Source organism: Halarchaeum salinum (assembly GCF_039520965.1).
GTDB classification, from domain to species: Archaea; Halobacteriota; Halobacteria; order Halobacteriales; family Halobacteriaceae; genus Halarchaeum; species Halarchaeum salinum.
This window is the reverse complement of sequence record NZ_BAAABL010000084.1, coordinates 1-23,821: the sequence shown is the minus strand read 5'-3', so window position 1 is coordinate 23,821 and position 23,821 is coordinate 1. Positions and strand designations below refer to the sequence as shown.

General features: G+C 66.3%; 37 protein-coding genes and 2 tRNA genes. 34 read left to right on the top strand and 5 right to left on the bottom strand.

The genetic code is table 11. The annotated features are described in order from the left end of the window. Nucleotides 1-92: 92 nt before the first annotated feature. Nucleotides 93-467, bottom strand: a complete 375-nt coding sequence (locus ABDZ36_RS13340) for a 30S ribosomal protein S8e (protein WP_211312689.1) — start codon at nucleotides 465-467, stop codon at nucleotides 93-95. An 88-nt stretch (nucleotides 468-555) separates the two neighbouring features. Here ABDZ36_RS13340 and ABDZ36_RS13335 point away from each other — a divergent pair, with 88 nt between their 5' ends. Genes ABDZ36_RS13335 through pyrF form a run of 3 tightly spaced genes read left to right on the top strand, consistent with a single transcriptional unit; the run spans nucleotide 556 to nucleotide 2,215 of the window. Continuing rightward, nucleotides 556-996, top strand: a complete 441-nt coding sequence (locus ABDZ36_RS13335; protein WP_211312688.1) for a DUF2240 family protein — start codon at nucleotides 556-558, stop codon at nucleotides 994-996. Beyond that, nucleotides 997-1,377, top strand: coding sequence for a DUF7993 family protein (locus ABDZ36_RS13330; RefSeq protein ID WP_211312687.1), 381 nt, complete (start codon nucleotides 997-999; stop codon nucleotides 1,375-1,377). Nucleotides 1,378-1,414: 37 nt separating this feature from the next. Further along, the gene (gene pyrF, locus ABDZ36_RS13325; protein ID WP_211312686.1) at nucleotides 1,415-2,215 is read left to right on the top strand and encodes an orotidine-5'-phosphate decarboxylase; all 801 of its coding nucleotides are present in this window, start codon (nucleotides 1,415-1,417) and stop codon (nucleotides 2,213-2,215) included. A gap of 36 nt (nucleotides 2,216-2,251) precedes the next feature. Here the strand turns inward: pyrF and ABDZ36_RS13320 are convergent, their stop codons facing one another. After that, complete coding sequence (locus ABDZ36_RS13320; protein WP_211312685.1) at nucleotides 2,252-2,440, bottom strand: hypothetical protein; 189 nt, start codon at nucleotides 2,438-2,440, stop codon at nucleotides 2,252-2,254. 169 nt (nucleotides 2,441-2,609) lie between these two features. Here ABDZ36_RS13320 and ABDZ36_RS13315 point away from each other — a divergent pair, with 169 nt between their 5' ends. After that, nucleotides 2,610-4,208, top strand: a complete 1,599-nt coding sequence (locus tag ABDZ36_RS13315; protein ID WP_211312684.1) for a GTPBP1 family GTP-binding protein — start codon at nucleotides 2,610-2,612, stop codon at nucleotides 4,206-4,208. Nucleotides 4,209-4,222: 14 nt separating this feature from the next. Here ABDZ36_RS13315 and mch read toward each other — a convergent pair whose 3' ends face one another. The 3 genes from mch to ABDZ36_RS13300 form a co-directional block, all read right to left on the bottom strand. Further along, the gene (gene mch / locus ABDZ36_RS13310) at nucleotides 4,223-5,158 is read right to left on the bottom strand and encodes a methenyltetrahydromethanopterin cyclohydrolase (protein ID WP_211312683.1); all 936 of its coding nucleotides are present in this window, start codon (nucleotides 5,156-5,158) and stop codon (nucleotides 4,223-4,225) included. Nucleotides 5,159-5,394: 236 nt separating this feature from the next. After that, on the bottom strand, nucleotides 5,395-5,709 hold the full coding sequence (locus tag ABDZ36_RS13305) for a thiamine-binding protein (RefSeq protein WP_211312682.1): 315 nt from the start codon (nucleotides 5,707-5,709) through the stop codon (nucleotides 5,395-5,397). A 176-nt stretch (nucleotides 5,710-5,885) separates the two neighbouring features. After that, nucleotides 5,886-5,956: transfer RNA gene (locus tag ABDZ36_RS13300), tRNA-Gly, on the bottom strand. A 211-nt stretch (nucleotides 5,957-6,167) separates the two neighbouring features. Between ABDZ36_RS13300 and ABDZ36_RS13295 the strand changes: the two genes are divergently transcribed. The 30 genes from ABDZ36_RS13295 (at nucleotide 6,168) to ABDZ36_RS13150 (ending at nucleotide 23,765) form a co-directional block, all read left to right on the top strand. Further along, entirely contained in the window at nucleotides 6,168-7,019 is an 852-nt protein-coding gene (locus tag ABDZ36_RS13295) for a putative RNA uridine N3 methyltransferase (RefSeq protein ID WP_211312681.1), read from the top strand. A gap of 4 nt (nucleotides 7,020-7,023) precedes the next feature. Next, the gene (locus ABDZ36_RS13290) at nucleotides 7,024-8,043 is read left to right on the top strand and encodes a 50S ribosomal protein L3 (protein ID WP_211312680.1); all 1,020 of its coding nucleotides are present in this window, start codon (nucleotides 7,024-7,026) and stop codon (nucleotides 8,041-8,043) included. Between the two features lie 3 nt (nucleotides 8,044-8,046). Further along, entirely contained in the window at nucleotides 8,047-8,799 is a 753-nt protein-coding gene (gene rpl4p, locus ABDZ36_RS13285) for a 50S ribosomal protein L4 (RefSeq protein ID WP_211312679.1), read from the top strand. Next, nucleotides 8,796-9,050, top strand: coding sequence for a 50S ribosomal protein L23 (locus ABDZ36_RS13280; protein WP_211312678.1), 255 nt, complete (start codon nucleotides 8,796-8,798; stop codon nucleotides 9,048-9,050). Before rpl4p ends, ABDZ36_RS13280 begins: the two co-directional genes overlap by 4 nt. Before the next feature lie 2 nt (nucleotides 9,051-9,052). Then, nucleotides 9,053-9,769, top strand: a complete 717-nt coding sequence (locus ABDZ36_RS13275) for a 50S ribosomal protein L2 (RefSeq protein WP_211312677.1) — start codon at nucleotides 9,053-9,055, stop codon at nucleotides 9,767-9,769. A gap of 3 nt (nucleotides 9,770-9,772) precedes the next feature. Beyond that, on the top strand, nucleotides 9,773-10,195 hold the full coding sequence (locus tag ABDZ36_RS13270) for a 30S ribosomal protein S19 (RefSeq protein WP_211312676.1): 423 nt from the start codon (nucleotides 9,773-9,775) through the stop codon (nucleotides 10,193-10,195). A 1-nt stretch (nucleotide 10,196) separates the two neighbouring features. Further along, nucleotides 10,197-10,655 carry a 50S ribosomal protein L22 gene (locus ABDZ36_RS13265; RefSeq protein WP_211312675.1) on the top strand — a complete coding sequence of 153 codons (459 nt, stop codon included), beginning with the start codon at nucleotides 10,197-10,199 and terminating at the stop codon, nucleotides 10,653-10,655. A 1-nt stretch (nucleotide 10,656) separates the two neighbouring features. Beyond that, on the top strand, nucleotides 10,657-11,655 hold the full coding sequence (locus tag ABDZ36_RS13260) for a 30S ribosomal protein S3 (protein ID WP_211312674.1): 999 nt from the start codon (nucleotides 10,657-10,659) through the stop codon (nucleotides 11,653-11,655). Beyond that, nucleotides 11,655-11,864, top strand: coding sequence for a 50S ribosomal protein L29 (gene rpmC, locus ABDZ36_RS13255; protein ID WP_211312673.1), 210 nt, complete (start codon nucleotides 11,655-11,657; stop codon nucleotides 11,862-11,864). The genes ABDZ36_RS13260 and rpmC overlap by 1 nt, the downstream gene beginning before the upstream one ends. After that, nucleotides 11,864-12,271, top strand: coding sequence for a ribonuclease P protein component 1 (locus tag ABDZ36_RS13250; protein WP_425545318.1), 408 nt, complete (start codon nucleotides 11,864-11,866; stop codon nucleotides 12,269-12,271). Before rpmC ends, ABDZ36_RS13250 begins: the two co-directional genes overlap by 1 nt. Next, nucleotides 12,262-12,588 carry a 30S ribosomal protein S17 gene (locus ABDZ36_RS13245; RefSeq protein ID WP_188876820.1) on the top strand — a complete coding sequence of 109 codons (327 nt, stop codon included), beginning with the start codon at nucleotides 12,262-12,264 and terminating at the stop codon, nucleotides 12,586-12,588. The genes ABDZ36_RS13250 and ABDZ36_RS13245 overlap by 10 nt, the downstream gene beginning before the upstream one ends. Continuing rightward, on the top strand, nucleotides 12,588-12,986 hold the full coding sequence (locus ABDZ36_RS13240) for a 50S ribosomal protein L14 (RefSeq protein ID WP_211312672.1): 399 nt from the start codon (nucleotides 12,588-12,590) through the stop codon (nucleotides 12,984-12,986). Before ABDZ36_RS13245 ends, ABDZ36_RS13240 begins: the two co-directional genes overlap by 1 nt. A gap of 1 nt (nucleotide 12,987) precedes the next feature. Continuing rightward, the gene (gene rplX, locus ABDZ36_RS13235) at nucleotides 12,988-13,344 is read left to right on the top strand and encodes a 50S ribosomal protein L24 (RefSeq protein WP_211312670.1); all 357 of its coding nucleotides are present in this window, start codon (nucleotides 12,988-12,990) and stop codon (nucleotides 13,342-13,344) included. After that, nucleotides 13,341-14,072, top strand: coding sequence for a 30S ribosomal protein S4e (locus ABDZ36_RS13230; RefSeq protein ID WP_211312668.1), 732 nt, complete (start codon nucleotides 13,341-13,343; stop codon nucleotides 14,070-14,072). Before rplX ends, ABDZ36_RS13230 begins: the two co-directional genes overlap by 4 nt. Beyond that, entirely contained in the window at nucleotides 14,069-14,587 is a 519-nt protein-coding gene (locus ABDZ36_RS13225; RefSeq protein ID WP_211312667.1) for a 50S ribosomal protein L5, read from the top strand. The genes ABDZ36_RS13230 and ABDZ36_RS13225 overlap by 4 nt, the downstream gene beginning before the upstream one ends. Then, complete coding sequence (locus ABDZ36_RS13220; protein WP_020220819.1) at nucleotides 14,584-14,742, top strand: 30S ribosomal protein S14; 159 nt, start codon at nucleotides 14,584-14,586, stop codon at nucleotides 14,740-14,742. Before ABDZ36_RS13225 ends, ABDZ36_RS13220 begins: the two co-directional genes overlap by 4 nt. 2 nt (nucleotides 14,743-14,744) lie before the next feature. Then, nucleotides 14,745-15,137, top strand: a complete 393-nt coding sequence (locus tag ABDZ36_RS13215) for a 30S ribosomal protein S8 (protein WP_211312665.1) — start codon at nucleotides 14,745-14,747, stop codon at nucleotides 15,135-15,137. 2 nt (nucleotides 15,138-15,139) lie between these two features. Further along, the gene (locus ABDZ36_RS13210) at nucleotides 15,140-15,676 is read left to right on the top strand and encodes a 50S ribosomal protein L6 (protein ID WP_211312663.1); all 537 of its coding nucleotides are present in this window, start codon (nucleotides 15,140-15,142) and stop codon (nucleotides 15,674-15,676) included. A gap of 3 nt (nucleotides 15,677-15,679) precedes the next feature. Further along, nucleotides 15,680-16,390, top strand: a complete 711-nt coding sequence (locus tag ABDZ36_RS13205; RefSeq protein ID WP_211312661.1) for a 50S ribosomal protein L32e — start codon at nucleotides 15,680-15,682, stop codon at nucleotides 16,388-16,390. Then, nucleotides 16,383-16,832 (top strand): 50S ribosomal protein L19e, encoded by a 450-nt coding sequence (locus tag ABDZ36_RS13200; protein WP_211312660.1) that lies wholly within the window; start codon nucleotides 16,383-16,385, stop codon nucleotides 16,830-16,832. Before ABDZ36_RS13205 ends, ABDZ36_RS13200 begins: the two co-directional genes overlap by 8 nt. Then, nucleotides 16,832-17,383: a 50S ribosomal protein L18 gene (locus tag ABDZ36_RS13195; protein ID WP_211312659.1), complete on the top strand. Its 552-nt coding sequence runs from the start codon at nucleotides 16,832-16,834 to the stop codon at nucleotides 17,381-17,383. Before ABDZ36_RS13200 ends, ABDZ36_RS13195 begins: the two co-directional genes overlap by 1 nt. A gap of 3 nt (nucleotides 17,384-17,386) precedes the next feature. Next, nucleotides 17,387-18,025 carry a 30S ribosomal protein S5 gene (locus ABDZ36_RS13190; protein WP_211312658.1) on the top strand — a complete coding sequence of 213 codons (639 nt, stop codon included), beginning with the start codon at nucleotides 17,387-17,389 and terminating at the stop codon, nucleotides 18,023-18,025. After that, nucleotides 18,025-18,489, top strand: coding sequence for a 50S ribosomal protein L30 (gene rpmD, locus ABDZ36_RS13185; protein WP_211312656.1), 465 nt, complete (start codon nucleotides 18,025-18,027; stop codon nucleotides 18,487-18,489). Before ABDZ36_RS13190 ends, rpmD begins: the two co-directional genes overlap by 1 nt. Before the next feature lie 2 nt (nucleotides 18,490-18,491). After that, nucleotides 18,492-18,977: an uL15m family ribosomal protein gene (locus tag ABDZ36_RS13180; RefSeq protein WP_211312654.1), complete on the top strand. Its 486-nt coding sequence runs from the start codon at nucleotides 18,492-18,494 to the stop codon at nucleotides 18,975-18,977. Nucleotides 18,978-18,980: 3 nt separating this feature from the next. Next, complete coding sequence (gene secY, locus ABDZ36_RS13175; RefSeq protein ID WP_211312646.1) at nucleotides 18,981-20,456, top strand: preprotein translocase subunit SecY; 1,476 nt, start codon at nucleotides 18,981-18,983, stop codon at nucleotides 20,454-20,456. Between the two features lie 122 nt (nucleotides 20,457-20,578). After that, a complete protein-coding gene (locus ABDZ36_RS13170; RefSeq protein ID WP_211312644.1) occupies nucleotides 20,579-21,214 on the top strand; it encodes an adenylate kinase in 636 nt (211 codons plus the stop codon). Between the two features lie 34 nt (nucleotides 21,215-21,248). Continuing rightward, on the top strand, nucleotides 21,249-22,139 hold the full coding sequence (locus ABDZ36_RS13165) for a DUF106 domain-containing protein (protein WP_211312643.1): 891 nt from the start codon (nucleotides 21,249-21,251) through the stop codon (nucleotides 22,137-22,139). A 46-nt stretch (nucleotides 22,140-22,185) separates the two neighbouring features. Continuing rightward, entirely contained in the window at nucleotides 22,186-22,764 is a 579-nt protein-coding gene (cmk, locus tag ABDZ36_RS13160; RefSeq protein WP_211312641.1) for a (d)CMP kinase, read from the top strand. Then, nucleotides 22,765-23,640: an RNA-guided pseudouridylation complex pseudouridine synthase subunit Cbf5 gene (locus ABDZ36_RS13155; protein ID WP_211312639.1), complete on the top strand. Its 876-nt coding sequence runs from the start codon at nucleotides 22,765-22,767 to the stop codon at nucleotides 23,638-23,640. It abuts the gene before it with no gap. Nucleotides 23,641-23,692: 52 nt separating this feature from the next. Continuing rightward, nucleotides 23,693-23,765 (top strand) — tRNA-Pro (locus ABDZ36_RS13150). Nucleotides 23,766-23,821 lie beyond the last annotated feature (56 nt).

Sequence of the window (23,821 nt, the reverse complement as noted above, 5' to 3'; positions counted from 1 at the left end):
CGGCGGACCCGTCCGCGTGTCGCACGACGTCGAACGCGAGCGAGTGCATGATGGCCGTCGCTCGGCGGGTGAGAGAATAGAGGAGAGGGTGCTTACTCGTCGACTGCCACGGCGTTCACCTGCCCGTCCTGCCCAGGGCGGGAGGTGACGCGCGCGCGCCCGGCGGACGTCTCGATGACCGCACCCTTCGTGATGATGTTACGGCGGGCGTAGTTCGGGTTCGCGTCGTTCTCGACGACGTCCTCGATGGTGGCGTGCTCGGTCTCGCCAGCGTCGGTGACGTTCGCGACGTCGGTGGAGAGCGCGCGGACCTTCTCGCCGTCGCCACGAACGTCGACGGTGCGGAAGCGGCCCTCGCCGACGGTCGTTTCGGTCGGGCTACGGCCGAGTTCGTGCTTCTTCTTCTTCGAGTGCGGGCGGGTTCGCGCACCCGTCTTCGTGCGCTTGGAGCGGCCCTGGTACTGCATACCCCGAGATGGCGGCGTTACGTACTAAAGCCGTTCGATCCGGTAGGGACCCGCCGTCTTTAGGCCGGCCCGCGCTCTTCCCTGAGCCATGAGCCTCCGCGTCGCCGTCGGCGCGCCCTTCGTCTCCGAGGGCCGCGACCGTCTCGGCGAACACGAGTTCGTCGTCGCCCTCTCCCTCGATCGGGACTGGATGAGCCCGGATCAGGCGAAGCGTCTCGTGGATGTCGCGACCGGCGAGGGCCTCCTCAAACGCGACGACGGCGAGCTCGTCGCGACGTTCGACCTCGATGCGGTGTCCGTGCCCGAGGAGTTCACACCCGACGAATCGCTCTTTCAGGAGCGCTCGGCGTTCGAGACGGCACTCGACGCCGTCGTCTCCGCGGGCGCGGATCGACAGAAGGCGGTCGCGGCGGTCAACGCCCTCCAGCAGGACCTCGGCGTGACGGCGGACGTCGCCGCCGTGCTTCACGCCCGTCACGAGGGGGTCGACGTCGCCGCGGCCGCACGTAAGGCCGGGGAGGACCTCTGAATGGTCGATCGCGCTCTCTCTGACGGTACGCGGATCGCCCAACTGCTCGCCTCCGAGATCACGGGCCGCGAGGCCGGGCCGTTCGCGCACGCGGCCGTGACGGACGCCGATCCGGACGTCGAGGCGACGCCCGACGGCGCGCGCGCCTACGACGTGATCGACGAGGACCAGCGCGTCGCGTCCGTCTTCGTGCTCCCCGAGCGCGTCCGCGTCGACATCGTCGCCGGCCTCGATGCTGCGAAGCACGCCGCCGACGACGCCAACCTGCGCGCTCGCCTGCGTCCCTCGACCCCGCCGGCGCTCCTCGTCTTCGTCGAGGATGGGGCCGAGGTCAAGCGCGTGCTGCCGGTCGTCCGGGCGGCACTCGACGCGGCGCGCTAACAGTACGTTTAGGCCCGCCCACCACGCAAGCGACGCCATGGGCTTCTTCGAGGACCTCGCGGCGCGCATCGACTCGCGGGACACGATGGTCTGCGTCGGGCTCGATCCCGACCCGGACCGGCTCCCCGACGAGGTACGCGACGCCGCGTTACCGCGCTGGCAGTTCAACCGCCGGATCATCGACGCGACCCACGAGTACGCCGCCTGCTACAAACCGAACGCCGCCTTCTACGAGGGCGCTGACGGGTGGCGCGCGCTCGCCGAGACCATCGCCTACGCCCACGGGAAGGACGTGCCGGTGATCCTCGACGCCAAGCGCGGCGACATCGGCAACACCGCCCGCCAGTACGCGAACGCGCTCGATCGCGCGGACGCCATCACGGTCAACCCCTACATGGGCCACGACAGCCTCCAACCGTTCCTTTCACGAGAGGACAAAGGGATCTTCGCGCTCTGTCGCACCTCGAACCCTGGGGGACGGGACTTCCAGAACCTCGAGCTTGCCTCCTACGACGAGTACCTCTACGAGCACGTCGCGCGCCGGATGGCGGAGTGGGACGAGCACGGGAACGTGGGGCTCGTCGTCGGCGCGACGCGACCCGAAGAACTCGAACGCGTCCGGGAGATCGCTCCCGGCCTCCCGTTCCTCGTGCCGGGCGTCGGCGCACAGGGCGGCGACGTCGAGGCCGCGGTCGAACACGGCCGTACCGTCGACGGCGTCGGCGTCGTCAACTCGACGCGGGGGATCATCTTCGCCGGCGAGGAGTCGGACGACTGGGACCGCGTGGCCGGTACGGCCGCGAAACGGCTCCGCGATCGACTGAACGAGTACCGCTGACCCCTGCCCGGCGGCGACGGCGCGTGCTGCCGCGCGTTATCGCGGTCCGGGGACACCGCCCTCGCCCCCGCGTTCGCCCCGCGATCGGCGCTCCTCCGCGGCGCACTCCTCGCAGAGCCCAAGGCTGGGGTCGTAATGCGCCTGACAGACCACGGCCCCACAGCGATCACACGCGAACTGCGCCTCGGCCGCTTCGCAGATCTGACAGAGCCCGGTGACGCTCATACGCTCGCACAGGCGGCGACGATACATCAACTCGGGGGCCGTCCTCGTTGATACTGCGGTGCGCTAGCGGGCCCGTTGGACCCGAGTTTCACCGAATACGGACGTCTCGGGACGCCTCCGGAGCCTTCCCCGGGGAAGGCTTTTGGTAGGTGGTCACTAACACGCATCCATGAGCGTCGACCGAGCCGTCCTGCACCGTGCGCTCGAACGCGGCGAGCAGGAGGGCGGGCACGTCGAGTTCAAAGAGCGACTCACTCGCGAGGTTCATCTCGCCGAGGGGCGACTGGAGAGCCTCGCCGCTCAACTCCGCCACCGTATTCTCTCCGGCGACGGCGAGGCGCAGTACGTCGTCGGCGTCACCGACGACGGCGGCATCGCGGGCATCGACCCCGACGCCTTCTCCGAGACCCTCGATGTCCTCAGCCTTCTCGCCGAGGAGGCCAGCGCCCACATCGACGACGTCCAGACGTGGGGCACAGAGGGGGCGGGGCTCGTCGGCGTCGCCACCATCCGCGATGGGGGTACGCTCAGCGCCGACGACGACCACGTCATCATCGGCACCGCTGGCCACGTCGATCACGGTAAATCAACGCTCGTCGGCTCGCTCGTCACCGGCCGGGCCGACGACGGCGACGGCGACACCCGGAGCTTCCTCGACGTCCAGCCCCACGAGGTCGAACGCGGTCTCTCCGCCGACCTCTCATACGGGGTCTACGGCTTCGACGGGGACGGCCCCGTACGCGTCGAGAACCCCCACCGGAAACACGAGCGCGCGGCCGTCGTCGAATCCGCCGACCGGGTCGTCTCCTTCGTCGATACGGTGGGTCACGAGCCGTGGCTCCGTACCACCATCCGCGGACTCGTCGGGCAGAAACTCGATTACGGCTTGCTCACCGTCGCCGCCGACGACGGCCCCACCGATACGACGCGCGAACACCTCGGCGTCCTCCTCGCTACCGACCTCCCGACAATCGTCGCCATCACCAAGACCGACGCCGTGGACGACGAGCGCGTTGCGGACGTCGAACGCGACGTCGAGCGCCTCCTCAGGAATACCGGCCGGACCCCACTCCCAGTTGAGCGCCACGGCGTCGACACCGCCGTCGAGGAGACGGACGAGGCCGTCGTCCCCATCGTCCGCACGAGCGCCGTCGGCGGCCAGGGACTCGACGTCCTCGACGAACTGTTCGAACGCCTCCCGAAGACCGCCGCAGCGGGCGGCGACTTCCGCATGTACGTCGATCGCTCGTACAGCGTCACCGGCGTCGGTGCCGTCGCCTCCGGGACGATCAAATCCGGCACCGTCGAGGCCGGCGACGAACTCCTCCTCGGGCCGTTCAGTGATGGCTCCTTCCGCGACGTCGAGGCGCGCTCGATCGAGATGCACTACCACCGCGTCGATCGGGCCGAATCCGGCCGCATCGTCGGTATCGCGCTCAAAGGTGTCCGCGAGGCCGACCTCGAACGCGGGATGGTCCTCGTCCCCCACGACGCCGACCCGACGCCCACACGCACCTTCGAGGCCGAGGTGATGGTGCTCAATCACCCCACGCGGATCGACGACGGGTACGAGCCCGTCGTCCACCTGGAGACCGCGAGCGAGGCCGCGCGTGTCCACCCCGACGGCGGGCAACTCCTCCCCGGCGACACCGGGAGCGCGACGGTCGAGTTCAAGTTCCGCCCGTATCTCGTCGAGGAAGGCCAGCGCTTCATCTTCCGCGAGGGCTCCAGCAAGGGCGTCGGGACCGTCACCGACCTCCTCGACTGACGTTTCTCCGTCCTCTACACCCCGAAGCTCGAGGCGAGCACCGCATCGTCCGTACCGCCAAGCGCGTACGTCGGGCCGCCCACGACGTTCACCGTCACCTGCGCCGGGCCGAAGACACCCGCGGCCACCTCCGCGAAGTCCCACTCGACGTCGTCGAAGACATCGCCAAGCGGTCGACCGTGTTCCTCGCTCGCCGTCGACGGAACTGCCTCGAACGCCTCCGTGTCGTCCGTCTCGACCGTCAGGTAGACCTGCCCACCGTACGCGAGCGCGTCCATCTGTCGGGCGATCGCCGTCTCTTCGTCGCCCGCGACCGGCGCGACCGGTGCGCGGCCGTTCACCGACTGGATGTCCTGCGGGTCGTAGCCCGCCTCGAAGAGGCGGAACGTCGCCATCTCAGCCGCGCGCGCCGCCGCGGAGACGCTTCCTGCCGTCGAGGCCGCGGCGTACGCCGGGAGGTAGAGACCGTCCGTGTTCACCTCGGCGCGCTCCGCGATCACCTGTGCGGCGTCCTCGGTCGGGAGCACGTCCGATTCGAGCGTCAACACGGAGAGGTCGAACGCGTCCGTGTAGCCGAGTTCGCGGAACTCCGCCTCCTCGGCGACGAGCGCGCGCGCCGGGCCCGACCCTAGCGCCTCGAACCCGTCGACGGAGAGTTCCCACCCCGCCTTCTGCGAGCAGAGCAATGCGAGATCCGGTCGGTCACACGCGAGCTCGACGTGCGTGAACGGGGCGTCCGCGATCTCCGCCACTCCCGTCTGCACCGTCGCCAACCCAGCCGTCTGGATCTCCGCCAGGAGGAGTCCCGCCTCGATCCCGCCGGTGTGCTCGACACCGAAGTCCAGTACCGTCGCGCCGTTCTCCAGATCGAACGCGCCGATCTCGAGTTCGCCCGCGAACTCCACCGCCTCGTCGGCCAACTCGACCGCCATCCGGTTGATACTCTCCATACCTCCGGATTCGGCCGTCCCGCGGTAAAACGTTTGTAGTCCCATCTTTTTCCAACTCGGGTTCGCGCAGAGCGCGAACCGCTCGGCGCAAAAACACGGCTGAAAAAGGCCGCGAGCCGGAGGCTCGCGGTGAACCGCGCTCACTACCGGGTCCTATCGGACCGCTCGTTCGCGCGAACGATGGCGCGAATCGCTTTTCCTCCGCTCGTTCTTCGTAGCGACACCAGGTGAGGCTCTTAGTCTCGCTGTCGCTCGGCGGGCCGCCCCAACTCCCGCTCAACCCCCGCAACCTTCTCGGCGGCCGACGTCGCCGACGTCCGCTTATCGTCGATTTTCAGGAACGTGCTCACCCGATCGCCCGGGACCGCCTCGTGGGCCGCTTCGACCGCGTCAAGGAGCGTCCCGATGTCGTCGGCCTCAATAGTCGTCCCCATCGGGTTCGTCTCGTAGGAGACGCCGAAATCGTCGAGCGCGTCGACGGCCTTCGCCACGTCCGCCGCCATGCTCCCTTCACGAACCGGTGCGACGCTGAGAAACCCGATAACTGTCATGACCGGGAGAACGACCGCCTATACCTTTAGTCTCACGCGTGCGCGAGGACGAAGTCGCGCGGTCGGACCCGCGCGAAGCTACCGAGCGACGCAGTCGCTCGGCCCTTTTTCTCCCGTGTTTTTGCGAGGAGCGGTGCGCCGGAGGCGCACCCGACGAAGTAAAAAGACGGTGGTGATGCACTGACTGGGATTTGAACCCAGGTTGTGACCATGGCAAGGTCACGTGATACCACTACACTATCAGTGCGCGTCTCCAATTCATCCAACGGCCCAGGTATAAAAAAGACTTTCGAAGCGCCCTCGCGCCGTCGTCCGTTTCGGCCGGGCCGTGTTTCGCCCTCGCACACGTCTCTGGTCGTGAGACGACGCCACGGGGCCGTACGCGTAACGACACCCTTTTTAGCGCCCCGTCGGTAGTACGGCTACAGTCTCGTGACGAGACGTGGACGCGAACAGGCATGACACGCAGCGTACTCGTGCCGTCGTCCGTCTGCCGGGAAGCCGAGGACAAACGCGAGGCGACTCGCAAGCTCGGTTATGTGGCCCGCGCGGCCGCGGTCTTCCGGGCGGACCGCCTCGTGGTCTTTCCGGACCCCGATGGTGAACGCCGCTGGGGCGTCGGGTTCGTCGAAACGGTGTTGCGGTACGCCGCAACGCCACCGTACCTCCGAAAGGAGGCCTTCGACACCCGCGACGAACTGGAGTACGCCGGTGTCCTGCCGCCGCTCCGCCTCTCGTCATGGACCGGCTCCGAATCGAGCGGTTCGGGGTCGCATCGAGAAGGGATCGTGACCCAGGTCGGATCTGAAGGGCGCGTTCGGGTCAATTGCGGTATGCAACACCCGATCTCCCTCCACCTCCCCGACGATATGGAGGTCTTGGAGGGGGAGCGCGTGACCATCAGGGTATCTTCGCGACGACCGGTTCGGGCGAAGATCGTCGAGGGAGCCCCAGCGGGCTTCCAGGTCTTCACCCGGCCCATCGGGGACGAACTCGACCGTCCGGACGCAGGGTTCCGGGTCGCCACGTCACGCTTCGGGGTGCCAGTCGGCACCGCGACCGTGGGCGACCTCACCCACCGCGTCCACGAGGACGGACTGACCGTGGCGTTCGGCTCGCCCGAACGCGGGCTACCGCCCATGCTCGGCCTCACCGCCGACGCGATCAGGGAGTTTGACCTCACCCAGTCCACCCGCGCACCCGGGGGGTTCGACACCTGGCTCAACACCATCCCCGACCAAGGTAGCGAGGTCGTACGAACTGAAGAAGCGATGTTCGCCTCCCTCGCATGCCTGACGCTCACCGAGTGATACGATGCCACAACCAAACCGACCACGCAAAGGCTCTCTGGGGTTCGGTCCCCGTAAGCGCGCGGCAAGCGAAGTCCCGCGCTTCAACAGCTGGCCCGACGATGACGGCCAGCCCGGACTCCAGGGATTCGCCGGGTACAAGGCAGGCATGAGTCACGTCGTGATGGTGGACGATGCGTCCAACTCCCCCACCGAGGGCATGGAGACGACCGTCCCCGTCACCGTCGTTGAAACACCAGCAATGCGCGCCGCCGCGGTGCGGGCGTACGAGGACACGCCGTACGGCAAGAAGCCGATCACGGAAGTCTGGGCCGAGGACCTCGACGCGGACCTCGACCGGACCCTCGACGCCCCGTCCGAGGACGCGCGCGGCGACTACGGCGCCATCGAGGAGCTCGTGGAGAACGGTGCGGTCGACGACCTTCGGGTCGTTACCCACACTGTCCCCGCGGGCCTCTCCGGCGTCCCGAAGAAGAAGCCCGACGTCATGGAGACGCGCGTCGGCGGCGGCTCGATCGACGAGCGCGCCGACTTCGCACTCGACCTCCTCAGCGAGGGCGGCGAGCACGAGTTCGGCGACGTTTTCCGCGCCGGCGAGTTCCTCGACGCCTCCGGCGTCACCAAGGGGAAGGGCACCCAGGGCCCCGTCAAGCGCTGGGGCGTCCAGAAGCGCAAGGGCAAGCACAAGCGCCAGGGCTGGGTTCGCCGTATCGGCAACCTCGGTCCGTGGAACCCGTCGCGCGTTCGCTCGACGGTTCCCCAACAGGGCCAGACCGGCTACCACCAGCGTACCGAGCTCAACAAGCGCCTCGTCGACTTCGGCGACGGCGACGACGAGGCGGTCGACGCTGCGGGCGGCTTCCCCAACTACGGGGACATCGCCGGCTCCTACGCCCTCATCAAGGGCTCGCTGCCCGGTCCCGAGAAGCGCCTCCTGCGCTTCCGACCGGCCATCCGCCCGAACGAATCGCCGCGCCTCGATCCCGAGGTGCGCTACGTGAGTACCGCGTCGAACCAGGGCTAAATCATGCAGGTAACAGTTCGTGGCCTCGATGGCGACGACGCCGGCTCCGTCGACCTCCCGGAGGTCTTCGAGACGGCGTACCGTCCCGACCTCATCCGTCGGACGGTCCTCGCCGCACAGGCCAATCGAAAACAGCAGTACGGCGCTGACGAGTACGCGGGTCTGCGCACCCCCGCCGAATCCATGGGCAGCGGACGCGGTATGGCCCACGTCCCGCAGACGAACGGGCGTGGCGCACGCGTTCCGCAGACCGTGGGCGGCCGGAAGGCGCACCCGCCGAAAGCAGAGAAAGACCAAGGTAAGACGGTCAACAAGAAGGAGCGCAAGCTCGCCACTCGGTCCGCCATCGCGGCGACGACCGATGGCGACCTCGTCGCCGAGCGCGGCCACGAGTTCGACGACGATCTCGAACTCCCGCTCGTCGTCTCGGACGACTTCGAGGACCTCGTGAAGACCCAGGAGGTCGCCTCCTTCCTCGAGGCCGTCGGGGCGCACGACGACATCGAGCGCGCGGACGACGGCAAGACTGTCCGTGCCGGGCAGGGTAAGCTCCGCGGTCGCAAGTACCGCGAGCCCAGCTCCGTCCTCTTCGTCACGTCGAGCGAGACCGGTCCGTCGAAGGCAGCCCGCAACCTCGCGGGCGTCGACGTCGCGACCGCCGCCGAAGTGAACGCGGAGGATCTTGCGCCCGGCGCACACGCCGGCCGGCTCACCGTCTGGACCGAGAGCGCGCTCTCGGAGGTGGCCGAGCGATGAGCGGGATCATCGAGTACCCGCTCGTCACGGAGAAGGCGATGGACGACATGGACTTCGGCAACAAGCTCCAGTTCATCGTCGACGTGGACGCGACGAAGACGGACGTCAGCGAGGAAGTCTCCTCGCAGTACGACGTCACCGTCGAGTCCGTCAACACGCAGGTGACGACGGATGGCACGAAGAAAGCCATCGTCAAGCTCTCCGAGGAGGACGACGCGCAGGATGTCGCCTCCCGGATCGGGGTGTTCTAACAATGGGACGCAGGATTCAGGGTCAGCGACGTGGCCGCGGTTCGAGTACGTTCCGCGCGCCGTCGCACCGATACAAGGCGGAACTGTCACACAAGAACCCCGAGGGCGACGTGCTCTCCGGCGAGGTCATCGACATCGAGCACGACCCCGCACGGAGCGCCCCCGTCGCACGCGTCGAGTTCGACGACGGCGATCAGCGCCTCGTGCTCGCCGCGGAGGGCGTCGGTGTCGGCGATACGCTCGAGGTCGGTATCTCGGCGTCCGTCGAGCCCGGTAACACGCTCCCGCTCGCAGAGATCCCCGAAGGGGTCCCCGTGAGCAACGTCGAGCGCCAGCCCGGCGACGGCGGTAAGTTCGCGCGCGCCTCCGGCGTCAACGCGGACCTCGTCACGCACGAGCGTGACGCGGCCGTCCTCCAGCTGCCGAGCGGTGAGGTCAAGCGCCTCTCGCCGGACTGCCGTGCAACCGTCGGCGTCGTCGCCGGTGGTGGCCGAACGGAGAAGCCGTTCGTAAAGGCTGGAAACAAGCACCACAAGATGAAGGCCCGCGGGACGAAGTGGCCGCGCGTCCGTGGTGTGGCGATGAACGCTGTCGACCACCCGTTCGGTGGCGGTGGCCGACAGCACCCCGGTCGCCCGAAGAGCGTCTCGAAGAACGCGCCGCCCGGACGGAAGGTCGGGGACATCGGCTCCCGACGCACCGGCCGTGGAGGGAACTAACACATGAGTACGGAATACCGCACCGGCCGCGAGGGTGAGTTCACCTATCGCGGCCACGACCTTGACGAACTCCAGGATATGGACCTGGAGGACGTCGCGGAACTGCTCCCCGCGCGACAGCGGCGAACCATCACCCGTGGCCTCTCCGAGGAGCACGAGAAGGTCCTGGAGAAGGCACGCTCGCGCGACGCCGAGGAGACGGCGAACAACCCGATCCGCACGCACCTGCGCGACATGCCCGTCCTCCCCGAGTTTGTCGGGCTGACCTTCGCGGTCTACGACGGTCAGGAGTTCGGGCGCGTTGAGGTCCAGCCCGAGATGATCGGGCACTACCTCGGCGAGTTCGAGCTGACGCGTAGCTCGGTCGAACACGGGCAGGCGGGTATCGGCGCGACCCGCTCCTCGAAGTTCGTGCCGCTCAAATAATATGGGAATCAGCTATAGCGTCGACGCCGACCCGGAGACCACCGCGAAGGGGATGCTCCGCGAGCGGCCGATCAGCCTGAAGCACAGCAAGGCCATCGCTCGCCAGCTCAAGGGCGAGACGGTCGCGGACGCCGAGGAGTACCTCACCGCGGTGCTGAACGAGGACAAGTCGGTGCCGTTCAAACAACACAACACGGGCGTCGGCCACCGCTCCGACATCGAAGGGTGGGACGCCGGCCGTTACCCGGAGAAGGCGACGAAGGACTTCCAGAAGCTCCTGACGAACGTCTCGAACAACGCCGAACAGCAGGGCTTCGAGCCCGCTGAGATGGTCATCACGCACGTCGCCGCCCACAAGGTCGGCGAGACGCAGGGCCGCAAGCCTCGCGCGATGGGCCGTGCGACCGCATGGAACACCCCGCAGGTGGACGTCGAACTCATCATCGAGGAGGCAGAATAACATGGCAGACGAACTCGAATTCATCGAGGAGGGGCTCCAGCGCTCCCAGATCGACGAGTTCTTCCAAGAGGAACTCGCCCGCGCCGGCTACGGCGGCATGGACGTCGCCCACACGCCGATGGGAACCCAGATCGTCCTCAAGGCCGAGAAGCCCGGGATGGTCATCGGGAAGGGCGGGAAGAACATCCGGAAGATCACGACGCAACTCGAAGAGCGCTTCGACCTGGACGACCCGCAGATCGACGTCCAGGAAGTCGATGAGCCCGACCTGAACGCACAGATCGTCGCGGATCGCCTCGCGAACGCCCTCGAACGAGGGTGGTACTTCCGCAAGGCCGGTCACACGACTATTGATCGCATCATGGACGCCGGCGCGCTCGGTGCCGAGATCGTCCTCAGCGGGAAAGTCACCGGCAACCGCGGCCGCGTCGAGAAGTTCAACCGCGGCTACATCAAGCACAACGGCGAACCCGCCGAGTCCATCGTGGACCACGGGCAGGGCGTCGCCGTGATGAAGCTCGGCACGATCGGCGTGGACGTCAAGATCATCCCGCCGGGTGCGGAGCTGCCCGACGACTTCGAGATCGACGAGGACGCCGACATCGAGGACCTCATCGTCGACGAAGAGGAACTCGAGGGCGAAGGCGTCGAAGAACTCCTCGAGGGCGAGGCCCCCGAGGACGTCGAGGCCGGCGGTCCCGAGGGCGAAGCGCCTGGCGAGGACGCACTTACCGAGGCCGACGACGACGCCGCCGAGGAGGAGATCCTCGAAGAAGATCTCGAAGCGGGCGCACGTCCCGACCGGCACGCCGAGGAGGGCGCGAGCTCCACCTCGCCGCCCGACTCCGAGGAGCCCGTCGAGGAAGCCCTCGACGAACTCGAGGAGGAAGTCGAGCCCGAAGAGTTCGACGAGGTCGAGGCCGACGTCGAGGAAGAGGCCGATGCGCTCCTCGAAGAGATGGAAGAAGCAGAAGAGTCCGAAGAGGAGGGTGAGGACTGATGGCGATTCTCCGCACCCAAGAGATCCGCGACATGACGCCCGCAGAGCGTGAGGCCGAACTCGACGAGATCGAAACCGAACTGCTCAACGAGAAGGCCGTGAAGGCAGCCGGCGGCGCGCCGGAGAACCCCGGCCGCATCGGCGAGCTGCGCCGGACGGTCGCACGGATCAAGACGATCCAGCGCGAAGAAGGCGACCTCGAGGAATAATGGCGCTCACGCCCGAGACACTCCCGCGACACGAACTCGTCGGCCTCCCGGTACGGGTTGTCGACTCGCCCGATCCCTCACAGGTCGGAATCGCGGGAACGGTCGTCTCTGAGACGACCAACACCCTCGTGATAGAGGTTGTCTCGGGTACCAAGCGTGTTCCGAAAGGGGGAAGAAGGCTCGAGTTCCGACTGATAGATGAAGCCGCGGCCCACGTCGGGGGCAACCCCGACGCCGCGTCGGCGACGTGCCGAGGCGACCGCAAGGGGGCCGGGACCGCCTCCAAACCCGATCCGCACGGCGGTGCGACGGGCGAGGACGCGGCCTACGTTACGGTGGATGGCGATATACTGCTCTCACGGCCCGCATTACGCTCCGAAAACGGAGTCGAATCACAATGGCGATAGGACTGAACGTAGACGCGCCCGAAGGCGACTGTGCCGACGATGACTGCCCATTCCACGGCAGTCTGTCCGTTCGCGGACAGGTCATCGAAGGCGAAGTCGCTTCTACGGCAATGGACAAGACCGTCGTCGTCGAACGTGAATACGACGTATTCGTCCCGAAGTACGACCGCTACATGAAGCGTCGTTCTCGGGTTCCGGCACACGCGCCGGAGTGCTTCGATATCACTGAAGGCGACACGGTACGCATCGCAGAGACACGACCGCTCTCGAAGACCAAATCCCATGTGGTCGTCGAGCTCACGGAGGGTGAGAACTGATGGAAGCTATCAAGGCTGACGTCACGCCCGGACTGGAGAAGGGATCCCTCATCACATGCGCCGACAACACCGGCGCGCGCGAGCTCAAGATCACGTCCGTCTCCGGCTATCAGGGGACGGTCAACCGACACCCCAAAGCGGGGATCGGGGACAAGATCACCGTCTCGGTGACCAAAGGGACGCCCGAGATGCGCCGACAGGTGCTGGAAGCCGTCGTGGTCCGCCAGCGTAAGCCGATCCGGCGCCCCGACGGCACGCGCGTGAAGTTCGAGGACAACGCCGCGGTCATCATTGATGACCTCGGCGAGCCTCGCGGGACCGAGATCAAGGGTCCCATCACGCGGGAGGTCGCGGAGCGGTATGGCAGCATCGCGAGCACCGCGACGATGATCGTATAACATGAGTGAGCAACCACGCAAACAGCGCACCCGCACGGAGAACGCGGCGCTCCACGAGCGCCAGAAGCAGGTCCGCGCGCACCTCGCGGAGGACCTCCGCGAGGAGTACGACCAGCGGTACGTCCGCATCAACGCGGGCGACACGGCCGAGGTCATGCGCGGCGACTTCGCCGGCGACGAAGGTGAGGTCACCGACATCGACCTGAAGGACGCCGCCGTCTACGTCGACGGCGTGACTGTCGAGGCCGCGGACGGCGAGGAGGTCCCACGGGCACTCGACGCCTCGAACCTCCGCGTCACCGACCTCGATCTCTCCGACGACGTGCGCCAAACCCGACTGGAGGGTGACAACGAATGAGCAACCACCAGAAACGACTCTCCGTACCGAAGTCGTGGCCCGTCGAGCGGAAGACGGCCACGTTCACGGCGAAGGCAGGCGCGGGCCCGCACGGCGAAGCCGGCGTCCCGCTCGTCGTCGTCGTCCGGGACGTCCTGGGCTACGTCGACACCACGAAGGAAGCGAAGTACGCTGCACACCACGACGGCGTCCTCGTCAACGGCGATTCCGTCGGTGACGTGACCCAGCCCGTCGGGATGTTCGACATCCTGGGCTTCCCGGAGCGAGACGAATACTTCCGCGTCTTCCCCGACGAGGGGGGACGTCTGGCCCTGACCGAGATCCCGGCCGCCGACGCGGACGGGAAGCTCGCGAAGGTCACGAACAAGACGCTGGTCTCGGGCGGCGACGTCCAGCTCAACCTCCACAACGGCCACAACCTGGTCGTCGCGGAGGACGAGTACAGCGGTAACGACAGCATCGTCGTCGACCTCGACAACGACGACGTGCTCGCGCACTTCCCGTACGAGGAAGGCGCGCTCGTCACGGCCGTCTCCGGCCAGCACGCCGGCGAGGTCGGCGAGATCACCGAGATCACCGTCTCTCCCGGTAGTTCGAGTAACACGGTCGAAGTCGAGACCAGCGAGGGCTCCTTCGAGACCGTTGAAGAGTACGTCTTCGTTATCGACGAGCAGTTCGTCGACGACGAGGTCGCTGCGGAGTCCGAACCGGAGGGTGACGACGAATGAGCGAAGCCGAACTCCACGAGATGCGCGAGCCCACCGTCGAGAAGGTCGTCGTCCACATGGGCGTCGGTCAGGGTGGCCGCGAACTCCAGAACGCAGAGGAGATCCTCGAGGAGATCACCGGCCAGGAGTCCGTGCGCACGACCGCAAAGCGCACGGAGCCCGAGTTCGGGATCCGGCAGGGCGACCCGATCGGCGCGAAGGTCACGCTCCGCGGCGACGACGCCACGGACTTCCTCACGCGCGCGCTCGACGCCGTTTCCTTGAACCGTGCGCAGTTCGACGACACGGGTAACGTCTCCTTCGGCGTCGAGGAGCACACGGAGTTCCCAAGCCAGGAGTACGACCCGAACATCGGCATCTTCGGGCTGGACGTGACGGTCAACCTCGTCCGCCCCGGCTACCGCGTCTCGAAGCGGGACAAGCGGAGCCAGCCGATCCCCGAGAACCACCGCCTCGACACTGAGGACGCGATCGCCTACCTCGAGGCGAACTTCGACGTGGAGGTCACGCAATGAGCGAAGCAGCACACGAGCACGAGGAGACGGGCCAGACCCACGAGTGCCGCCGATGCGGCCGTAATCAGGGTCTCGTCGGTAAGTACGACGTCTGGCTGTGTCGACAGTGCTTCCGAGAGATCGCCCGTTCGATGGGCTTCAAGAAGTACAGCTAACAATGACAGGGAAAGACCCACTCTCCGACGCCCTCTCCGGTCTCGACAACGCCGAGAGCGTCGGACACCTCAGCCACACGATATCGACCGCCTCCAACACCATCGGGTCCGTCCTCGAGGTCTTCTACGACCGCGGGTACATCGACGGCTTCGAGTTCGTCGACGACGGCAAAGGTGGCCTGTTCGAGGTCGAACTGAAGGGTGCCATCAACGAGTGCGGCCCGGTTAACCCGCGGTACTCCGTGGGTGCCGACGAGTTCGAGCAGTGGGAGAAGCGCTATCTCCCGGCTCGTGACTACGGGACGCTCATCGTGACGACCAGCCACGGCATCATGAGCCACTACGAGGCCCGCGAGGCGGGCATCGGTGGCCAGGTCATCGCTTACGTCTACTAACAATGACGCGAACAGAACTCGAGATCCCCGACGACGTCGACGCCGAAGTCGACCACCTGGAGCTGACCGTTGAGGGGCCTAACGGCTCCGTCACGCGACGGCTCTGGTACCCGGACGTGCGCGTCTCCGTCGATGGCGGCGCGGTCGTCATCGAGGCAGAATCGGAAGACGCGAAGACGAACGCGACGGTCGGGACGTTCGAGAGCCATGTAACGAACATGTTCCACGGCGTGACCGATGGATGGGAGTACCGGATGCAGGTCCACTACTCTCACTTCCCGATGCAGGTCACCGTGGAGGATGACGAAGTGGTCATCGAGAACTTCCTCGGCGAGAAAGCGCCACGGCGCGCGCAGATCCGCGGCGACACGAACGTGCAGGTCGACGGCGAAGAGCTGACCCTCTCCGGCTCCGATAAGGAGTCCGTCGGGCAGACCGCCGCCGACATCGAGCAGCTTACCCGTGTCACCGACAAGGACACCCGCGTGTTCCAGGACGGCGTCTACATCGTCGAGAAACCGACGAAAGGAGGTGCCTGATAGATGGCAGACGAACCACAGGAACTGGAAGACATCAGCGGCGTCGGCGCGAGCAAGGCCGAAGCGCTGCGCGAGGCCGGCTACGAGACGGTCGAGGACGTGAAGGCAGCGAGCCAGGACGACCTCGCCGACGTCGACGGCGTCGGGAACGCGCTCGCGGCCCGTATCAAGGCCGACGTCGGTGGTCTCGAAGTCTCAGAGGAGACCGAGACCGAAGTTGAGGAGGAATCGTCCGAGGCCGAGGCGGCCGAGGAAGAGTCGGAGGCGGAGACGGAACTCCGCCCGCGCGGCCACGCCGACAAGACGCCGGCGCTCGACGACGAGGAGGAACGCCTCCTCCAGAAGCGCCGTCGCGAAGGCAAACCGCAGTTCAACCGACAGGACTACCACAAGAAGAAGCGGACGCCCACCTCGTGGCGCAGACCCCGCGGCCAGCTCTCGAAGCAGCGCCGCGGCATCAAGGGGAAGGGCCAGAAGGTCGAAGCCGGCTTCCGTACGCCGACAGCGGTGCGCGGTAAGCACCCGAGCGGTTTCGAGGAGATCCGTGTCCACAACGCGGACGACCTCGACGGCGTCGACCCGGACACCGAGGCCGTCCGCATCGCCTCGAAGGTCGGTGCGCGCAAGCGCGAGACCATCGAGGAGCAGGCCGAGGACGCGGGCATCCGCGTCCTCAACCCGACCTACATCGAAGTGGAGGTCGACAATGAGTGATCTGAGCGCACAGAAACGATTGGCTGCCGACGTCCTCGACGTCGGAAAGAACCGAGTCTGGTTCGACCCGGACGAACAGGGCGAGATCGCGGACGCCATCACGCGTGAAGACATCCGTGAGCTCGTCGACGATGGGACGATCCGAGCCGAGACTAAGCAGGGCAACTCCCGTGGTCGCGCACGCAAACGCGATGCGAAGCGTGCGTACGGTCACCGGAAGGGCCCGGGCACGCGCCGCGGCAAGGCGGGGGCCCGCCAAGACTCGAAGGACGAGTGGAAGAGCAGCATCCGCGCACAGCGCCGCGAGCTCCGTGAGCTTCGCGACGACGGCGAGCTCACACCCGCCCAATACCGTGAGATCTACAACATGGCGAAGGGTGGCGAGTTCGACAGCGTGAGCCGAATGCACAACTACATCGCGGAACACTACGGTGAGCAATAATGGCTAGCGGCCCACGATACAAGGTCCCGATGCGCCGGCGCCGCGAGGTCCGGACGGATTACCACCAGAGGTTGCGCCTCCTCAAGTCGGGCAAGCCCCGGCTTGTCGCTCGAAAGAGCAACAACAACGTCACGGCGCAGCTGATCGCGACCGGCCCCAACGGCGACGAGACGCTCGTGAGCGCACAGGCGACAGACCTCGAGGAGTACGGCTGGGACGCACCGACCGGGAACCTCCCGTCGGCGTACCTGACCGGCTACCTCGCGGGCGTTCGTGCCCGCGAGGCGGGTCTCGACGAGGCCGTCCTGGACATCGGTCTGAACACCGCGACCCCCGGGTCGAAGGTGTTCGCCATCCAGGAGGGCGCGATCGACGCCGGCCTCGACGTCCCGCACAACGAGGACGTCTTCGCCGACTGGCAGCGCACGCGCGGCCAGCACATCGCGGACTACGCAGCACAGCTCGACGAGCCGCTTTACAGCGGTGCGTTCGACGCCACAGAACTCCCCGAGCATTTCGATGACGTGCTCGAATCCATTCAGGAGGACTAACTAATGAGCTACAACGACAGTTGGCAGCCCCAGACCCGACTCGGCCGCCTGGTTCAGGACGGCGAGATCGAGTCGATGTCGGCGGCGCTGAACACCGGGCTCCCGCTGAAGGAGCCCGAAGTCGTCGACAACCTCCTTCCGGGGCTCGACGACGAGGTACTGGACATCAACATGGTCCAGCGGATGACTGACTCCGGCCGCCGGGTGAAGTTCCGGTGTGTCGTTGCGGTCGGGAACCGCGACGGCTTCGTCGGCTACGCCGAGGGTCGCGACGACCAGGTCGGCGGTGCCATCCAGAAGGCCATCGAGGTCGCGAAAATGAACATCATCGACGTCTCCCGCGGCTGTGGGTCGTGGGAATGTGGCTGTGGGCGTCCGCACACGGTCGCGCTCAAGACGACCGGCAAGGCCGGGAGCGTCGAGGTCGATCTGATCCCCGCCCCGCGCGGCCTCGGTCTCGCGGGCGGTGAGACGGTCCGCCACGTCCTCGAGCTCGCCGGTATCGAGGACGTCTGGACGAAGTCCGCCGGGAAAACGCGGACGACGGTGAACTTCGCGAAGGCGACGTTCAACGCCCTCCAGAACACGGCGGAGGCCCGCATCCCCGAGCGCACTCGCGAGAAGCGCGAGGTGATCGAATAATGCAGGCGGTTATCCAACTCCGCGGCGAGGTCGACATGCGCGAGACGGTTGGCGACACCCTCTCGATGCTGAACCTCCACCGCGTCAATCACGCGACTTTCGTCCCCGAAACCGATGCGTACTCGGGGATGATCGCAAAGGTCAACGACTACGTCGCGTACGGCGAACCGTCTCTGGAGACAGTGACGGCGCTCGTCGCGAACCGTGCGGATCCCCTTGAGGGCGACGCGGACGTCGACGACGAGTGGGTCGCCGAGAACACCGACTACGACGACGTCGACGACCTCGCGCGTGCGCTCTACAACGAGGAGACGACGCTGCGCGAGGCGGGGCTCTCCCCGGCTGTCCGACTCCACCCGCCGCGCGGCGGCCACCAGGGCATCAAGCAGCCCCAGTCGGAGGGCGGACAGCTCGGTAAGCAGTCGACCGAGGAAGTCGACGAACTCCTCGAGAGGATGCGATAACAATGACGAGCAAGAAACGACGTCAGCGCGGCACGCGCACGCACGGTGGCGGTTCGCACAAGAATCGACGCGGTGCCGGTCACCGTGGCGGTCGCGGTCGCGCCGGTCGCGACAAGCACGAGTTCCACAACTACGAACCGATCGGGAAGAGCGGTTTCAAGCGTCCCGAGAAGTCGAAGCTCGATGTCGCCGAGATCACGGTCCGAGAGATCGACGAGGACATCGCGCTCCTCGTCGCCGACGACCTCGTCGAGGAGACCGAGAACGGCTATCGCGTGGACGTCCGCGACATCGTCGAGGACGGTCACGAGGTTGACGCCGTGAAGGTCCTCGGCTCCGGGCAGGTTTACAACCAGCTCGAAGTCGTCGCCGACGCGTTCAGCGATGCCGCTGCCGACCTCATCGAGGCCGAGGGCGGCGAGGCAGTTCTCACCGAGCGCGGTGAGGAGCTCGCGAGCGACGACGAAACCGAAGAGAGCGAGGACTAATAGATGGGCTGGAAGGAAGTCGCCGAGCCGTACCTCACCCGGATGCCGACCGTCTCTCGCCCGGAGGGCCACGTCCCCTTCAAGCGCAAGATGGCGTGGACGGCGTTCATCCTGGTGACGTATTTCTTCCTGACGAACGTCTCGCTCTGGGGGCTCGGCGGCGGGGCGTCCGACCTGTTCGGACAGTTCCGTAGCCTGCTCGCCGGCGGTCAGGGGACGGTACTCCAGTTGGGTATCGGTCCCATCGTCACGGCGAGTATCGTCCTCCAACTGCTCGGTGGGGCGAACCTGCTCGGGCTGGACACCGACGACCCGCGCGATCAGGCGATCTATCAGGGCCTCCAGAAGCTGCTGGTGCTCGTCATGATCTGTCTGACGGGTCTTCCGATGGTGTTCCTCGGTGGCTTCCTCCCGGCAGACACCGCGCTCGCCGCCGCGCTCGGGATTGGCACCTTCGGCGTGAAGTGGCTCATGTTCGCTCAGATCGCCGTCGGTGGCGTCCTCATCCTCTATATGGACGAGGTTATCTCCAAGTGGGGCGTCGGCTCCGGGATCGGCCTCTTCATCGTGGCTGGGGTCTCGCAGAGCCTCGTCGGCGGACTGCTCTATTGGGGCGGCGGCAGCGGTAGCATGGGTGTTTTCCCCTACTGGATTAACGTCCTGCTCGGGAACATCCAGAACGTCACCGCGAGCACACTGCTGTTCAACTCGACCGTCGGGCTCCTCCCGATCATCACGACCCTGCTCATTTACGGGATTGTCGTGTACGCGGAGTCCGTCCGCGTCGAGATCCCGCTCAGCCACGCCCGGGTAAAGGGTGCCCGCGGTCGCTTCCCCGTGAAGCTCATCTACGCGAGCGTCCTACCGATGATCCTGGTGCGCGCCCTGCAGGCGAACATCCAGTTCCTCGGTCGGATCCTTCGCGGTTGGCTCGGCGAAGCCGGGATGCCCAATTGGCTCGGCATCTACACCGTCTCGGAGCAGGCCGGTTTACAGGTCGCCGGTGGCCTGTTCTACTACCTCGCGCCCATCCACAACCCCTCCGATTGGATGTGGTGGGTCGCCGGAGTGGGCGGTGCGGAGCCATGGCAGGTGTTGCTCCGGGTCGCCATCGACCTGACCTTCATGGTCATCGGCGGTGGTATCTTCGCCATCTTCTGGGTCGAGACGGCGGACATGGGCCCGGAGGCAACGGCGAAACAGATCCAGAACTCGGGGATGCAGATCCCCGGTTTCCGGCAGAACGTCGGGGTCATAGAGAAGGTCATGGAGCGCTACATCCCGCAGGTCACCGTGATCGGTGGTGCGCTCGTCGGCCTCCTCGCCGTCCTCGCGAACATGATGGGTACCATCGGTGGTGTCTCCGGGACGGGGCTGCTGCTGACGATCTCCATCACGTACAAACTGTACGAGGAGATCGCTGAAGAGCAGCTCATGGAGATGCACCCGATGATGCGCCAGATGTTCGGCAACGAGTAACCGATTTCCCTTTTTTCGGTCATTCTTTCACACCCGTAGTCGGGGATATAGCGCTCCGTTCACGCCCGTCCGACTGAACGCGTTTCCGCAGACATTTATCCCGGGAGAATGAACGACGTATCATGAGCGACCCGCGCATTCTGATCCTCGGCGCGCCCGGTGCTGGAAAGGGCACGCAGTCGAAGCGCCTCTGTGAGGCCTACGACATCGAGCACGTCACGACGGGCGACGCGCTGCGCGCGAACAAGCACATGGAGACCGAGTACGGAACACCCGCTGAGTACATGGACGCGGGCGACCTCGTACCCGACCCACTCGTCAACGAAATCGTTGCGGCGGCGCTCGAGGACGCGGACGGGTTCGTCCTCGATGGCTATCCGCGTAACGAGAGCCAGGTCGAGTTCCTTGCGGACACGACGGACCTCGACGTCGTGCTCTACCTCGACGTGTCCGAGGAGGAACTCGTTGATCGCCTTACTGGCCGGCGCGTCTGCCCGGAGTGTGGCGCGAGCTACCACGTCGAGTTCAACCCGCCCGAGACGGAGGGGGTCTGCGATGAGTGTGGTTCTGAACTCGTCCAACGAGACGACGACACCGAGGAGACGGTGCGTGAGCGTCTCGAGACCTACCGGGAGAACACTGAGGACGTCATCGAGCATTACCGTGACACAGACGCGTTCGTCGAGATTGACGGCGAGCAGACGCCCGATGAGGTCTGGGCGGACGTGAAGGCCGCAGTCGATGAGCGCGCGGAGTAAAAATTGATGAACGCCCCTGCTGGAGGTACGTAGTATGGCACGGACCGCGGAGAAGGTACGGGACCTCGTTGCCGAGGACCCCGAGATGCGCGATGCCATCACGTCCCTCCTCGACCACGAGGACGAGACCGTCGAATGGCGCGACGTCAACGAGTCGTTAACGAGCGGCCAGTGGGGCCGTCTCATCGAAAAGGGCGTCCTCACGGAGGCCGGCGACGGCTTCCGGCTCGACGACCCCGACGCCGTCCGCGACGGGCTCACTGGCGACAACGAGGCCGCCTACGAGGGCGGGAGTGACGTCGAACTCCCGGACGACGAGGAGAGCTCGTGGACGACGTACGACAAGCTTGCCGGCGTGCTCTCGCTCGTCATGATGACTGGCTACTACTATCATCCGATCCGAGGAACGGTTGGTCCCGCCATCGACCTCCTCCTCGGGCCGCTAAACGCGCTGCTCCCGTTCTTCGTCGTCGTGATGGTGCTCGCCGTCTGTACGGGATTTTGGACGTCGATCATCCAGGCGAACCTGATGGACTTCGATAAGATGTCCGTCTATCAAGAGCGGATGCAGGACATCCAGGAGCGCCAGAAGGCCGCCAAAGAGCGCGGCGACGAGGAGGCTCTCGATCGCATCCAGAAAGAGCAGATGGAGGCGATGGGTGATCAACTCGGGATGTTCAAGATGCAGTTCCGCCCGATGGTCTGGATCATGCTCCTCACCATCCCGGTCTTCCTCTGGATGTACTGGAAGCTCGGGCAGATCGACCAGGGTGTCGAACTCATCCTCCCGCTGATCGGGCACACCCATCTCAAGGACACCATCGGCGGGTTCATCCCCGCGTGGATCGTCTGGTACTTCCTCTGTTCGATGGGGTTCAGCCAGATCGTCCGCAAGGGGTTGGGTATCCAGACGACGCCGACCTAACGGAGCGCTTCGTAAACTCCTTACTCCGCGCGTGCCGAGGGCGACTATGTTGGTCACGATCTCCGGGCCGCCGGGCAGCGGGAAGTCCACGGTGGCGTCCACGCTCGCCGACCACCTCGACTACGAGCATATCTCCGGCGGCGACATCTTCCGCGGGCTCGCCGACGAGCGCGGGTTGACCTTGGAGGAGTTTAACGAGCTCGCCGAGGAGGACCCCCAGATCGACAAGGAACTCGACAAACAGCTGCGCGAGACGGCGCGCGAGCGCGACGACGTCGTCCTCGAATCCCGCCTCGCGGGGTGGATGGCGGGCGAGTACGCCGATATCAAGATCTGGCTCGACGCACCACTCGGGACGCGGTGTCGACGGATCGCCGAACGCGAAGGCAAGACGCCCGCCGCGGCCCGCAAGGAGACAGAGAAACGCGAGGCCTCCGAAAACGCGCGTTACGCGCAGTACTACGACATCGATTTCGACGACCTCACGATCTACGACCTCTCAGTGAACACGGCGCGCTGGGGCCCGGATGAAGTGACTGATATCGTCCTCTACGCCGTTGATTCGTACGTCCCCTCCCAGGACGAGGGGCCGACGCCGATCGACGACGTCCGCTACGAGTTTTAGATGCTTCGCGAGACCCCTGAGGAGCGCGACGTCGATGCCCTCCGCGAGTTCGGCGTGGTGAACCTCGATAAACCGCCGGGACCCTCCGCCCACCAAGTCTCCGCGTGGATCCGCGATATGGTCGGCGTCGGGAAGGCCGCCCACGCCGGTACGCTCGACCCGAAGGTCACCGGCTGTCTCCCCGTCCTGACGGGGACAGCCACGCGCCTCGCGCCCGCGCTTCTCGAGGGTCCAAAGGAGTACGTCGCCGTCCTCGAACTCCACGCTCGCGCACCGACGGACCTCGACACCGTCCTCGCCGAGTTCGAAGGGCCGCTCTACCAGAAACCCCCGCGAAAGAGCGCGGTCGTACGCCGCCTCCGCGTCCGTGAAGTGCACGCCCTCGATCGCTTGGAGGTGAGCGACGACCGCCGGCAGGTCCTCGTCCGCATCCGGTGTGAAAGCGGGACATACGTCAGGAAGCTCTGTCACGACCTCGGGCTCGCGCTCGGGACTGGTGCGCACATGGGCGACCTCCGCCGGACCGCGACGGGGCCATTCGACGATGCCGACCTCGCCACGCTCCACGACCTCGCGGACGGCCTCGCCGAGTGGCGCGAGCGCGACGACGAGACATGGCTCCGTCGCGTCCTCGCGCCCGCCGAGGCGGCACTCACCCATCTCCCGTCGGTGACGATCGCCCCGTCCGCCGCCAAAACCGTCGCCGACGGCGCGCCCGTGTTCGCACCGGGCGTCATCGAGGCCGACGACGCTGACGACGGCGCGCTCGTCGCCTGCTACACCCCCAACGGTGCGGTCGTCTGCCTCGGCCGACTCGTCGGTGATCCCGACGCCGAGACGGGCGAGGTCGTCTCGCTCGAACGCGTCCTCGTCTAAGCCGCCGCCGAAACGAAGGCCTTAATGCCGGCACTCGCGTTCTCCCAAGTGCGGGACCGTGGGGTAGCTTGGTATCCTCGGCGGATGGGGTCCGTCGGACTTGAGTTCGAATCTCAGCGGTCCCACTAACTTTTCGAGGCGTTCCATCCGGTACGCTTGCGTTTGATTCGATTTCATCGTC